This window comes from Mesorhizobium sp. 1M-11 (genome assembly GCF_001303895.1).
GTDB lineage: Bacteria > Pseudomonadota > Alphaproteobacteria > Rhizobiales > Rhizobiaceae > Mesorhizobium.
Genome location: NZ_LJSD01000003.1, coordinates 1 through 14,099, shown reverse-complemented (window position 1 = coordinate 14,099; position 14,099 = coordinate 1). Strand labels below are relative to the sequence as shown.

Sequence of the window (14,099 nt, the reverse complement as noted above, 5' to 3'; positions counted from 1 at the left end):
CCTCAGGAGCGTGGTCTGGTCTTCTGCGGGTCGTAGTGGGCGAAGGGAACGACCCGGGCAGGAAGGCGCTTCTGGTGGCCGTCGAGCTTGCCGATCTCGACTTCGGTTCCGACTTCTGAATGGGTGACGTCGACCCTCGCCAGCGCGATGTTCTTGCCGAGGATCGGTGAGCGCATGGAGGAGGTGACCACGCCGATCTGGGCCCGGCCGATATGCACGCAGTCGCCATGGCCGACGTCGACATTGCTGTCGATCTCCAGGCCGACGAGCTTATGGATCGGGTTCTCCTTGCGCCGGATCAATGCCTCGCGACCGATGAAGTCGTCGGTCTTCGATTTGAGCGGTACGGTGAAGGCGATGCCGGCCTCGAAGGGGTCCGTCTGGTCGGAGAACTCGTAGCCGGCGAAGATCAGGCCCGCCTCGATGCGCACCATGTCGAGCGCCGCCAGGCCCATCGGCACCAGCCCGTGCGGCTGGCCGGCCTCCCAGACCGCGTCGAAGACCTTCTCGGCATCGCGCGGATGGCACCAGATCTCATAGCCGAGCTCGCCCGTATAGCCGGTGCGCGAGACGACGATCGGCACGCCTTGGGAATCGCCGATGCGGCCGATGGTGAAGCGGAACCATTCGACCTCGGCCAGCGCCGGCTGATGCGGCGGTGTCCAGACGATCTCCTTCAGGATGTCACGGCTCCTGGGACCCTGCACGGCGATGTTGTGCATCTGATCGGTGGAGGACCGCACCAGAACCTTCAGGCCGAGCTCCTCGGCTTTGTCGCGCAGCCACTGGCCGGAATAGTCGTCGCCGCCGATCCAGCGGAAGTTGTCCTTGCCGAGCCTCAGCAAGGTGCCGTCGTCGATCATGCCGCCGTGTTCGTAACACATGGCCGTGTAGACGACCTGGCCGATGCCGAGCTTCTTGACGTCGCGGGTGAGGGTGTATTGCAGCAGCGCCTCGGCATCCGGGCCGGTGACTTCGAACTTGCGCAGGGCGGACAGGTCCATCACCACGGCCTTCTCGCGGCAGGCGCGATATTCCTGCAGCGGGCCTTCCTTGGCGAAGGAATTGGCGAGCCAATAGCCCTTGTACTCGATGAAGTTGCGGGTGTGCTTGGCGAAGCTGGAATGGAAAGCGGTTTCGCGGGTCATCTTTGGCTCTGCATCCGGGGTCACTCGTCTGGCAATCGCACGGGAGAATTTGTGCTGTCCGGAATAAGTCCGGACATGGATGTCGGTGAGGTTCCAGCCATTGGCCGGGGTGGTGTCGTCGGGACAGGCGGAAGACACGCAGACGATGTCGGTCAGCGCGCGCAGAAGCACATAGTCGCCTGGCCGCGACCATGGCTCGTCGGAGAACATGACGCCATGCGCGTCGATGCCGGTGTTGAAGAAGAAGTTGACCGCCATCCAGCCGCCGCGGGCGGTCACGCCATGCGGGGCGAGTGCGCCGTTGAAGTTCTCCGAGCAGTTGATGTGGCCGGGATAGCCGATGTCGTCGTAATATTTGGCGTAGCAAGCCAGTGCGAAGGCATCGTGCCGGCCGCAGGTATCCTGCACGACTTCCACCAGCGGTTCGAAATCCTGATCGAAATACTTCGCATGCAGGCCGGGCATCGGATAGGCATGGCCCATCAAGGAGCGGGTGGCGGTGACGTCGAGTGCGAGATCGCGGCCCTTGTCGAGCTTGCGCGCCGAGAAGCACTGGAAGTCGGTGCATTGGCGGCCGTCGACGTCGATGATCTGGATGTAGTCGCCTGCCTTGACGAAATAGGCTTCGGCCGTGCGCGACTTCACCCTGAGATCGAGCACCGGATCGGCAAGCGGATCGGGCAGTTCGGACTTTCTCCTGGCGCGGATCGTCGCGCGCCGCACCATCACCACCAGCGGCGTGGCCGTATCGTGGTCATCCACTGCCATGGGCCCGCCGGGAGCAGCGACAACAAGCGAGCCGTCGCGTGTCGCGGTGAAGCTCTCCTCGGTACCCGCCGGCGTGGTGCCGGAAAAGATGCGCAGCGCCTCGGCGTTGGCAAGCTGCAGCTTGCGGCGTTCCAGCCCGTTGCGCAAGGCGCGCAGGCTGTCATCACCGCCCAGCAGCAGGGCCTTGAGGCCGGCCGCATTGCTGTTGCTCTTGGCGCCGATGATGCCCGTGTCGGCGCGGCCGGATTGATCGAAGGCAACGAGTTCGCAGGGCTGGCCGCCCTCCGCGTTGCGGATGGTGATCCTGTCGCCGACCTCCATGTCGATGACGACGGCACCGCCGCCCGCCATATGATAGCGCTCGGTGCCCGGCAGAAGCAGTCCGGGCTGGAAGATCAGGCTCGGACGCGGCGGACCGGATACAATGGCGGGATAATCCCTACCTGTCACAACCATCGCCGTCCTCCCTGCAACAGTCTGTTCGTGGTTTGCGAGAGGCTAATGATCGGCTGTGAACGAGTCCCCCGTGATACGTGAAAGTGATCGCTCGGGATGTGAAAAATTGTGATCGGCTAGCGCACCTCGAATGTCGGCTTGAACCAGGCGGGGGCAAGGCTGCGTTCGACGTCGAGTGAATGCACATTCTTCCGATCGATCACTTCCACCGGTGGTCCGACATGGCGATAGCGCAACGTGCCTTCGATGGCCCGGATCGCTTGGTCGACCGCGATACGCCCTTGAAGCGGAGGCGAGTCGGTGGGAGCTGCGACCACTTTCCCACGGTTGATCTCGCGGAAAGTGCCGTGCGTGAAATAGTCGGCGAGGATTTGCACGTGGTTGGCGCGGCCCTGAGCCCGCAGCAGGCTGACTGCTGCGTCCGCTGTCGGTGCGCTGCCGACGACATAGTCGATGTCCGGCTGAGCTTCGAGCACTTCCTCGAGCAGCAGCAGCTGGATCTCGACGCCCGTGTCGCCCCATTTGACAGCCGTGACGTTGGCCGAACTTTGCTTCAATGCCCGCTGGAAACCGGCTTCGACAAACTTGACCCAGCCCGCCCCCTTGGGTCCCGGGAACCAGGCGACCCGGACGGGTATCGTGCCAGCGGGATGCAATCGAGCGAGATAGGCGCCGACCGACTGGCCCATCTCTTCCCAGGAAACGCCTGTCTTGGCTGAAATGCCGGCGTCGTCAATATCGTTGACCGCTGCGATGACAGGGATACGCTTGGCGATTTCCTTGATCGTCGACGTAAGGCCCTCATAGGAGACTGTGCCAACGACCAGCGCATCGGCATCGATGCTACAGGTACGGATCTGCTCGATCTGGCGTTCCAGATTCGGATAGCCACCAGCTTCGACGACGGTCAGTTTGACGCCTGACGAACGCGCCTGTTCGACCATGCCGTAATTGACGCTGACCCAGTATGAATCCTTCAAGTGCGGATAAGAAGCGCAGATATGCCACGGCTTTGCCGCGCGCGCGACCGGCTCATAATCGATCATCGTTGGGGCCCGTGAATAGTCGAAAGGCGGCTCCCAGGCGTTGAGCTTCCAACTTGCCTGCGCCGCAATGGCGGATTGGGAAACGCCCAACACCGCAATGACGATCGCGATCACGCTCGGGAATTGGCACAATGCAGGCAGCTTCATTCCCGCACGCTAGACAGCTTACGTTCGCAGCGCAAACCATGGTTAAATGAACCATGGTTCGTCGGCTCGGTATCGGCGGGAGGCTGTTCCTCGCCTTCCTGTGCATCACTGGTCTATCCCTGACATCCGGCATCGTCAGCTGGCTGATCCTGCGCAACATTGCCGACGCGCAAGCCGTCGTGAATGCCCAGGCGTTGCCGGCCGTGGCGGCGACGCAGCGCACGGCAGAACTCAGTGCGAAGCTGATTGCGACCGCTCCGGCGCTTGCGGCGGTGCATTCCCGGGACGACCTGCTGAGCGAGCAGACACAGCTCGCTTCGCTCTCCCAGGAGATCGTGAAATCGCTAGCCGAAGTCCGGCGACTCGCCATTGATCCCGACCTTATCGAAGCCTTTGCCGGATCAGTCGAGAAGATGCTGGCAAATCTCAAGCAGAACAACGAACTCGTGCGGCAACGGCTGGAGGAGGACAAGGCCTATCGCGACAGTGCCCAAGCTACCGCGGATGCGGCGCAGTCGATCCTCCAATTGTCGGAGACTCTGATTTCCAATGCCTCGGCCGGCGCGTCCGCGGTGACGGCCAATCTCTATGGGTTGATCGGAGATCCGACGCGGCGCGAGGATGCTTACACCGCGCTCGACCGGCTGATCGAGCACGACATCTATCTGATGGAGCGCATGTATGAGCTTCGCCATCGTAGCGCACAGATCAGCCTGCTCATCAACCGACTGGGTCGCGCCGAAACGAGGGCGGAGATCGCCGAGATCAGCGGCATCTTCCAGGAGCATGTGAAGGTCATCAAACGGCGCATTCTCAGCATAGACGATCCTGTGCGGCGCAAGCAGGGCCAGGAACTGTTCGGCGTCATCGAGGCGGCCGCCGGAAATGTACCTGTCGCGGCCTCGATCTTCGGGCGTCGCGAGAGGGTCGTGGATATTGCTGGTCACCTGGACGCGTTGGCTCAAGCCAATCGAGACCTCGCTGTGACGCAGAACCAGATTGCGCGCACTATTCTCGACCGTTCCGACGAATTCGCCAGGACGACGGCCGAACGCGCCGACAACGCAGTGCGCATCGGTGTCATCCTGCTCGTGGTGACCCTATTAGGTGCTGTCCTCGCTTCCGGTGCCATCGTCTGGTTCTATGTCGAACGCAATCTCGTTCGCCGCCTCAGTGGCCTGTCGCGGGCGATGCAGCGGTTGACCGCAGGCGATCTCGAGGTCGCAGTCGCCGAGGAGGGTGACGACGAACTGCGCACGATGGCGGTTGCGGTCAACCAGTTCCGTGACGAGTCGCGCAGGCGTCTCGAACTCGAACAGGAACGTGAGCGCATCACCGACGAGCTCGGTCGGCATCGCGAGCAGTTGCAGCAACTGGTCGAGGAACAGACCGAGCAGATCCGGCTGGTCAACAAGCGCTTGCGCCAGGAGGCGGTAGAGCACAACGAGGCGCGGGCACGTGCCGAACAGGCAAACAATGCCAAGTCAGCATTCCTGGCCAACATGAGCCATGAAATTCGCACGCCGATGACCGGCATGCTCGGCATGATGCGCCTGCTGGCGGATAGCAAACTTGCGCCCAAGCAACGGCAATACCTCTCGGTCGCGACCAGTTCGGGCGAGGCGCTACGCGGCATTCTCAACGCTATCCTCGACTATTCAAAAGTCGAGACCGGCAATGTGGCAATCGACAAGGTCGACTTCGATCTGGCCAAACTCGTCAGAGGGATCGTCGCATTCATGAGGCCGATGGCAGCCGAGAAAGGGCTTGATCTCAGGTTCGTCTGCGATGCCAAGCTGGGGCGCGCCTTCAATGCTGACGCCGGCAAGTTACGCCAGATTCTGTTCAACCTCATCAACAATGCGATCAAGTTCACTGAGCGCGGCCATGTGCTGGTCGATGTCACCGTCATGGCCAACCGCAAGCGAGTCCAGTCGCTGCGGATTGCCGTTTCCGACACGGGCATGGGCATCGCGCCCGAGCGTCAGCAAGACGTCTTCCAGCCGTTCACGCAGATGGATGCATCCGTGACGCGTCGTTTCGGAGGCACGGGGCTCGGCCTCACCATCAGCCGCAAATTCGCCCACCTCATCGGGGCAAATCTTACGGTTTCCTCCCAGCCGGAGATCGGGAGCACATTCACTCTCGATATGGATCTGCCCAGGGCTGCGGTTGCAAGCCTTGGTGCCCGTCAGCACCAGCGCTTGCACCGCCGGACTGGAGCCGCACTAGACCTGCTGGTGGTCGAGGACGATGACGCGACGCGGATGGTGGCCAGCGAGGTGCTTGAAAAGGCTGGCCACCGGGTCAAGGCGGTGAGCTCCGGCTATGTCGCCCTGGAGGCCATCACCGAATTCAGGCCAGACCTCGTGGTCATGGACGTCAGCATGCCGGGCATGGACGGCATCGAAACCATGGACCGCATCCGCACTGTGCTCGCCATGCCGGATCTTCCGGTTGTCGCCATGTCGGCCCATGTGTTCAAGGCAGACATCGAACGTTATCTCGACGCCGGCGTCGATGCTTTCGTCGCCAAGCCTATCGTGCATGAGCACTTGCTCGACGCCATCGCTTCTCAGACAGGCCGGCAGGACGGGCAATCCACTGCATCCGCCGAAGCGCTCGACATGTTCGCCTGCAAGGCGGATATCGACGCCCTCGGTTCCGACGCCGTAAGGCGCCTGCATGAAATTGCCCATGACAGCTTGCCCAAACGCTTCAACTCGATGCATGCGGCAATCGCCTCTGGCGATCGCGAAACTCTTCGCGATCTTGCCCATGCCACGCGAAGCACTGCCGGATCCCTTGGTTTTCCTCGCCTTCTGGAGGCGGCGGAAACACTCGAGGCGGCTGCCGCACAGGCGCCGACACGTGTGCTCGGAACAATGGTGAAGGCCTGCGAATCGGCATTCGCCGACGGCGCGAGGCAATGGGAGGTCATGCTCGAAGCGTCGTTCGATCCAGCGTATCCGACGTGAAGCCGGGAATGGCAACGCTCTGTTGGACGGCGTCAGGGGCGAAGAAATAGCCCTCGCCGTGCGATGTGAGGATGATGCGCGGCGTGCGCGGATTGTCCTTCAGCTTGCGCCGGACGCGCCGGACCAGGACGTCGACAGTGCGGTCGCTGGCATCCCATTCCCGCCTCGATATCTCGTGCAGGAGGCGCTCGCGCGACAGCACCTGGCCGGGATTGGCCGTCAGCACCGCCAGCAGCTTGAACTCCGCGCCGGTGAGTTCTACGAACGTGCCATCGCCAGCCTGTAGCGTGCGCCGCACAACCTCGAGTGTCCAGCCATGGAAATGCCGCACGGCCAAGCCCGCATGCGGCTGCCTGTTTTTGCTGACGCGGCGTAGCAGACCTTTCACACGGGCCAGCAATTCACGGTGCTCGACAGGCTTGGTGACATAGTCGTCCGCGCCGATCTCCAGGCCCACCACACGGTCGACCATATCCGTGCGGCCCGTCACCAGGATGATGCCAACATCGGAGCGTTCGCGCTGCTCGCGGGTAAGCCTTAGCCCATCCTCGCCAGGCAGATTGATATCGATCATCAGCAGGTCTGCCGGCTGCCTGCTCATGATGGCTCGCATTTGTTCGCCGTCACCAGCCTCGCTGACTTTATAGCCTTCCGCGAGAAAATAACCCGCGAGCTTGGCCCGCGTGACCGGATCGTCCTCGACGATCACGATGTGATGCTGAACCCGCATGCCATCCTAAGCTCCCAACCCGTTAACATCTTTTAACAAGCCGACGTACGACTTTTACACCTCGAGCGACACCGGTTCACTTCTCGCCGTTATCTTTGCAGGAATGGAGCGGAACTCCACCGGCCCGCAGAGGCCGCCCCGCTTTCCATGGGAACCAATGGCAGCATAAAGAAACGGGAGGTTCAATGAAGATTTTCACGAATGCCGCATCTGTGGCGGCAATCATGGCGTTTGCGGCTGGTCCTGTATTCGCACAGGATTCGACAGACGTCATCAAGATCCCGATCCACAACTGGTCGAGCCAGATCGTCGGCGCCCATATCGTCGGCAAGCTGCTCGAAAAAGGTGGTGCCAAGGTCGAATATGTCTCGTCTGACAGTCAGGTCGTCTATACCGCCATGTGCGAAGGCGATGTCAGCCTCGAGAACGAGGTCTGGGAGGGCGCCTTTGGTGTCGCCTTCGAAAAGGTGGTCAAAGAAGGCTGCGTCATCGATGCCGCCACCCATGACGCCAAGACGCGCGAAGAATGGTGGTATCCGTCCTATGTCGGCGAGATGTGCCCCGGCCTGCCCGCATGGGAAGCGTTGAATGCCTGCGCCGACAAGTTCTCGACAGCCGAGACCGCGCCCAAGGGGCGCTTCCTGGGTGGGCCTGTCGACTGGCTCAAGCATGACGCCGAACGCGTCGAGGCGCTCGGCATGAACTTCGAGGTCGTCAATGCCGGTTCGGCTGCGGCGCTGTGGGCGGAACTCGCGTCTGCGGTCGAGCGCAAGGAGCCGATCGTCCTCTTCAACTGGACGCCGAATTTCGTCGAGGCTCTCTATGAGGGCAAGTTCGTCGAGTTCCCGGCCTATGATCCCAAGTGCAAGGACGATCCTTCCTGGGGCACGAACAAGGAACTTACCTACGACTGCGGTAACCCGAAGGACGGCTATCTGAAGATCGCCGCCTGGAAGGAGTTCCCGAACAAGTGGCCCAAGGCCTATGCGATCCTGCAGAAGGTCAACTTCTCGAACATGGACGTCGCCGTCCAGGCCAAGTTGGTCGACATCGACAACATGGAGCCCGAACAGGCAGCCGACAAATGGCTGGCCGATAACCAGGGACGTTGGCAAGGCTGGCTGACCGGCACCAACTGACCGGCGCATCTCCGCCCTGTCCCGGTGGCATCGCGACGCCCCGTCGCGGACGTGGTGCCACCGACCCATCGGTCGTTTTGGCGAGAGGCAGTTCCACGACATGTCCGAAACAAAACTCGCATGCCGTAACCTCTGGAAGTTATACGGCTCTGATCCCTCCGGCTTCCTGCGCGGCCAGCCGGGCACACCGTCCATCGAGACCATTCGCGTCGGGGGCTACATTCCGGCGGTCCGCGACGTGACTCTCGAGGTGATGACAGGCGAGATCCTTGTCGTCATGGGACTCTCAGGCTCAGGCAAGTCGACCCTGTTGCGCTGCCTCGCCCGCCTGATCGAGCCGACCGCGGGCGAGGTCATGTTCGAAGGACGTGACATCCTCGCCGCGAGCGAGCGCGAGATGATCGACATCAGGCGGCACAAGATGGGCATGGTCTTCCAGCACTTCGCCCTGCTGCCGCATCGCACCGTGCTCGACAATGTCGCCTTTCCCCTTCAGGTGCGCGGCACTGATCGGCAGAAACGCGAGGCTCGCGCACGTGAAGTGGTAGAACTGGTCGGTCTCAAGGGCCGCGAGGGCTATTATCCACGGGAGCTTTCCGGCGGCCAGCAGCAGCGTGTTGGCATCGCCCGTTCGCTCGCCGTCGGCCCCGACGTGTGGTTTCTCGACGAGCCGTTCTCGGCGCTCGATCCGCTCATCCGCCGCGAGATGCAGGACGAATTCCTGCGGCTGCAGCAGATGCTCAACAAGACGATCGTCTTCATCACCCACGACTTCGATGAGGCGATCCGCGTGGCCGATCGCATAGCCATCATGAAGGACGGCGTTGTTGAACAGCTCGGCACCGCCGAAGAACTGGTCACCCACCCGGCCACTCCTTATGTTGCCGAATTCACCCGCAACGTTCCCCACGACCGCCTTCTGTCCGTACGCGCCGTCATGGCGCCCGCATCTTCCCGCACACCCGAGACGACGGCGGTGCGAGCGCATGCGCTGCTCGCGAGCGTCGCGCGCCAGGTGTTGTCGTCGGAGCGGCCGGTCGATGTCGTCGATGACGCAGGCATGCTTGTCGGTACGCTAAGCCGCGATAGCCTGATCGATGCTCTCTACAGCGCCGAGGTGCCGGCATGAGCGCCACGACGCTGATCGCCTCAGAGCAGCACCAGGATAAGCCGAGTACGCCGCTGACGAAATCACTGATCGTCCTGTTGCCCTTCCTGTTCCTTCTGCTCGCGGCATCGATGCTACCCGATTGGGCCGTGCAGGTTCCAAAGAACTGGACGGTTCCGTTCGTGGATTGGGCCAACGTACTCGTCGAGCACTTGCGGGACGATACGGTCTTCGGGCTGTTCTCGTTTCGAGACCTGACGCGCGGCGCTGCCGAGCTCATAACCTGGCCACTGGCCATCGTCGAAGGACTGCTCGTGGCAGGCTTTCCCGCGATCGGGCTTCCCGCGATGCCCTGGCTCATGATCATGGGACTGGCCGGCTTGCTTGGCTGGCATCTCAGGGACTGGCGCCTTGCGCTGCTTTCAGCCGGCTGTGTCGCCTATATGGCGATCTTCGGTAAATGGGAACTCTCGATGATCACCCTGTCGGTGGTGCTGGTCGCAGCCCCTATTGCCGGCTTGATCGGCTTCGGCATTGGCATCCTCGCAGTGAAGAGACCGTGGTTCGAATCCCTCGTCGTGCCCTTGCTCAACGTGCTGCAGTCACTGCCGCATTTTTCCTACCTGATCCCGATCGCGGTGTTCATTGGCGTCGGCCACAAGGCCGGCGCCATCGCCACTGTGATCTTCGCCATTCCCCCGATGGCGCGCCTCACCATCCTCGGCCTCAAAGGTGTCGCCGAGGAGGTGCGAGAGGCAGGCAAGATGGCTGGCTGCACTCGTTTCCAGACTTTGTGGATGGTTGAGATCCCGTCCGCGCGCCAGTCGCTTCTGGTGGGGGTCAACCAGGTCATCATGCAGTGCCTGGCGATGGTGGTGATTGCTTCCTTCGTTGGCGCGCGTGGTCTCGGTCACGACCTCCTGTTCCGGCTTCAGGCTCTGAAAATCGGGCAGGCGCTCGAAAACGGCGTCGCCATCGTGCTGATGGCGATCACGCTGGACCAACTGAGCCGTGCGGCTGCCTACAAGCAGCCTTCACATGTTGCGCCCGACGCGAGCTGGCTGCAGCGTTTCCCGTTCCTTGCTGCTGCCGCGCTCGTCGTCCTGGGATCCCTCCTGCTGACGGCGATCACGCCCTATGCCCAGAACTGGCCTTCGCAGTTCACCCTGAGCACGGCGCCCTTCTGGGATGCACTTGTACGATGGGTGACGGTGACGCTCTACGGTCCGTTACAGGTGCTGCGCAACGCCATGTTGCTCTACGTGTTGATCCCGATACGCGACCTGTTCCAGGGTATTCCGTGGACAGCGATAGCGGCGCTGGTCGCGGCAGCAGGCTGGGCTCTCGGCGGGCTGCGCCTCGCGCTCACTGTCCTCGGCTTCGTGCTGTTCATCGCCTTCGCGGGCTATTGGGAGCGGTCGCTCATCACTGCCTATATGGTGACAGTTGCAGTCTTGATATGCGTCATCATCGGCCTGCCGATCGGCATCTGGGCGTCACGCAGCGAACGCCGCACCGGTATTGCCAAGCTGCTGTGCGACACTTTCCAGACGTTTCCTTCGTTCATCTACCTGATCCCGGTGATCATGCTGTTCAAGGTCGGTGATGTCGCGGCGATCTCGGCGATCATCATCTATGCGCTGATCCCGATCGTGCGCTACACCATCTTCGGCCTGCGCAACGTGCCTGCGGAGATTGTCGAGGCCGGTATAACCTCGGGCTGCACGCGGCGGCAGCTGTTGTGGAACATCCGCATGCCGCTTGCCTTCCCCGAAATCATGCTCGGCATCAACCAGACGATCATGTTCGCACTGTTCATGGTCATCATCGCGGCCTTCATCGGCACCAAGGATATCGGCCAGGAAATATTCCGGGCGCTTACCTTCAATGACGCCGGCAAAGGTCTGGTGCTTGGCCTTTGCGTCGCCTTCATGGGCCTGACAGCGGATCAACTGATCACAGCCTGGGCGACGTCGAGGAAGCGCAGGCTCGGTCTGGCCTAAGCCTTTGCATGAATGAATCCAGCGCCCCTGGTCAGCCGGCTGTCGATGTTCAGCCGGTGCCAACGGCTCGCACACCGGCGCTATCCCACCGTCGTCATGTCTTCGGCGCGCCAATGACGGCAGGCCCGATCGCTTCTGATCGAGCCCTTTCTCATGCCTGCTCTGCTGTTCTGGAGTGAAAAAGGGCGGATCGTTCAGGGAGTGGAACGATCCGCCTGTAGACGGCCTCAGGAGCGTGGTCTGGTCTTCTGCGGGTCGTAGTGGGCGAAGGGAACGACCCGGGCAGGAAGGCGCTTCTGGTGGCCGTCGAGCTTGCCGATCTCGACTTCGGTTCCGACTTCTGAATGGGTGACGTCGACCCTCGCCAGCGCGATGTTCTTGCCGAGGATCGGTGAGCGCATGGAGGAGGTGACCACGCCGATCTGGGCCCGGCCGATATGCACGCAGTCGCCATGGCCGACGTCGACATTGCTGTCGATCTCCAGGCCGACGAGCTTATGGATCGGGTTCTCCTTGCGCCGGATCAATGCCTCGCGACCGATGAAGTCGTCGGTCTTCGATTTGAGCGGTACGGTGAAGGCGATGCCGGCCTCGAAGGGGTCCGTCTGGTCGGAGAACTCGTAGCCGGCGAAGATCAGGCCCGCCTCGATGCGCACCATGTCGAGCGCCGCCAGGCCCATCGGCACCAGCCCGTGCGGCTGGCCGGCCTCCCAGACCGCGTCGAAGACCTTCTCGGCATCGCGCGGATGGCACCAGATCTCATAGCCGAGCTCGCCCGTATAGCCGGTGCGCGAGACGACGATCGGCACGCCTTGGGAATCGCCGATGCGGCCGATGGTGAAGCGGAACCATTCGACCTCGGCCAGCGCCGGCTGATGCGGCGGTGTCCAGACGATCTCCTTCAGGATGTCACGGCTCCTGGGACCCTGCACGGCGATGTTGTGCATCTGATCGGTGGAGGACCGCACCAGAACCTTCAGGCCGAGCTCCTCGGCTTTGTCGCGCAGCCACTGGCCGGAATAGTCGTCGCCGCCGATCCAGCGGAAGTTGTCCTTGCCGAGCCTCAGCAAGGTGCCGTCGTCGATCATGCCGCCGTGTTCGTAACACATGGCCGTGTAGACGACCTGGCCGATGCCGAGCTTCTTGACGTCGCGGGTGAGGGTGTATTGCAGCAGCGCCTCGGCATCCGGGCCGGTGACTTCGAACTTGCGCAGGGCGGACAGGTCCATCACCACGGCCTTCTCGCGGCAGGCGCGATATTCCTGCAGCGGGCCTTCCTTGGCGAAGGAATTGGCGAGCCAATAGCCCTTGTACTCGATGAAGTTGCGGGTGTGCTTGGCGAAGCTGGAATGGAAAGCGGTTTCGCGGGTCATCTTTGGCTCTGCATCCGGGGTCACTCGTCTGGCAATCGCACGGGAGAATTTGTGCTGTCCGGAATAAGTCCGGACATGGATGTCGGTGAGGTTCCAGCCATTGGCCGGGGTGGTGTCGTCGGGACAGGCGGAAGACACGCAGACGATGTCGGTCAGCGCGCGCAGAAGCACATAGTCGCCTGGCCGCGACCATGGCTCGTCGGAGAACATGACGCCATGCGCGTCGATGCCGGTGTTGAAGAAGAAGTTGACCGCCATCCAGCCGCCGCGGGCGGTCACGCCATGCGGGGCGAGTGCGCCGTTGAAGTTCTCCGAGCAGTTGATGTGGCCGGGATAGCCGATGTCGTCGTAATATTTGGCGTAGCAAGCCAGTGCGAAGGCATCGTGCCGGCCGCAGGTATCCTGCACGACTTCCACCAGCGGTTCGAAATCCTGATCGAAATACTTCGCATGCAGGCCGGGCATCGGATAGGCATGGCCCATCAAGGAGCGGGTGGCGGTGACGTCGAGTGCGAGATCGCGGCCCTTGTCGAGCTTGCGCGCCGAGAAGCACTGGAAGTCGGTGCATTGGCGGCCGTCGACGTCGATGATCTGGATGTAGTCGCCTGCCTTGACGAAATAGGCTTCGGCCGTGCGCGACTTCACCCTGAGATCGAGCACCGGATCGGCAAGCGGATCGGGCAGTTCGGACTTTCTCCTGGCGCGGATCGTCGCGCGCCGCACCATCACCACCAGCGGCGTGGCCGTATCGTGGTCATCCACTGCCATGGGCCCGCCGGGAGCAGCGACAACAAGCGAGCCGTCGCGTGTCGCGGTGAAGCTCTCCTCGGTACCCGCCGGCGTGGTGCCGGAAAAGATGCGCAGCGCCTCGGCGTTGGCAAGCTGCAGCTTGCGGCGTTCCAGCCCGTTGCGCAAGGCGCGCAGGCTGTCATCACCGCCCAGCAGCAGGGCCTTGAGGCCGGCCGCATTGCTGTTGCTCTTGGCGCCGATGATGCCCGTGTCGGCGCGGCCGGATTGATCGAAGGCAACGAGTTCGCAGGGCTGGCCGCCCTCCGCGTTGCGGATGGTGATCCTGTCGCCGACCTCCATGTCGATGACGACGGCACCGCCGCCCGCCATATGATAGCGCTCGGTGCCCGGCAGAAGCAGTCCGGGCTGGAAGATCAGGCTCGGACGCGGCGGACCGGATACAATGGCGGGATA

8 protein-coding genes are annotated in these 14,099 nt (G+C 62.4%); 4 read left to right on the top strand and 4 right to left on the bottom strand.

The window, feature by feature from the left end; genetic code table 11:
- Nucleotides 1–2 precede the first annotated feature (2 nt).
- The gene (locus AO692_RS02855; protein ID WP_054308544.1) at nucleotides 3–2,372 is read right to left on the bottom strand and encodes an aminomethyltransferase family protein; all 2,370 of its coding nucleotides are present in this window, start codon (nucleotides 2,370–2,372) and stop codon (nucleotides 3–5) included.
- Nucleotides 2,373–2,488: 116 nt separating this feature from the next.
- Entirely contained in the window at nucleotides 2,489–3,565 is a 1,077-nt protein-coding gene (gene torT, locus AO692_RS02850; RefSeq protein ID WP_054308543.1) for a TMAO reductase system periplasmic protein TorT, read from the bottom strand.
- Between the two features lie 53 nt (nucleotides 3,566–3,618).
- Here torT and torS point away from each other — a divergent pair, with 53 nt between their 5' ends.
- Nucleotides 3,619–6,543: a TMAO reductase system sensor histidine kinase/response regulator TorS gene (gene torS, locus AO692_RS02845; RefSeq protein WP_054308542.1), complete on the top strand. Its 2,925-nt coding sequence runs from the start codon at nucleotides 3,619–3,621 to the stop codon at nucleotides 6,541–6,543.
- On the opposite strand, the gene torR is transcribed toward torS, so the two are convergent.
- Nucleotides 6,503–7,273 (bottom strand): two-component system response regulator TorR, encoded by a 771-nt coding sequence (gene torR / locus AO692_RS02840; RefSeq protein ID WP_054308541.1) that lies wholly within the window; start codon nucleotides 7,271–7,273, stop codon nucleotides 6,503–6,505. The two genes, torS and torR, sit on opposite strands and share 41 nt — an antisense overlap.
- Nucleotides 7,274–7,458: 185 nt before the next feature.
- Between torR and AO692_RS02835 the strand changes: the two genes are divergently transcribed.
- From AO692_RS02835 to AO692_RS02825, 3 genes are all read left to right on the top strand, one after another.
- A complete protein-coding gene (locus tag AO692_RS02835; RefSeq protein ID WP_054308540.1) occupies nucleotides 7,459–8,412 on the top strand; it encodes an ABC transporter substrate-binding protein in 954 nt (317 codons plus the stop codon).
- Between the two features lie 100 nt (nucleotides 8,413–8,512).
- Nucleotides 8,513–9,541, top strand: coding sequence for a glycine betaine/L-proline ABC transporter ATP-binding protein (locus AO692_RS02830; protein WP_054308539.1), 1,029 nt, complete (start codon nucleotides 8,513–8,515; stop codon nucleotides 9,539–9,541).
- Complete coding sequence (locus AO692_RS02825) at nucleotides 9,538–11,523, top strand: ABC transporter permease subunit (RefSeq protein WP_054308538.1); 1,986 nt, start codon at nucleotides 9,538–9,540, stop codon at nucleotides 11,521–11,523. The genes AO692_RS02830 and AO692_RS02825 overlap by 4 nt, the downstream gene beginning before the upstream one ends.
- 227 nt (nucleotides 11,524–11,750) lie before the next feature.
- Here AO692_RS02825 and AO692_RS02820 read toward each other — a convergent pair.
- Nucleotides 11,751–14,099: aminomethyltransferase family protein (locus AO692_RS02820; protein ID WP_244483234.1), on the bottom strand; the 2,349-nt coding region annotated here is incomplete at its 5' end.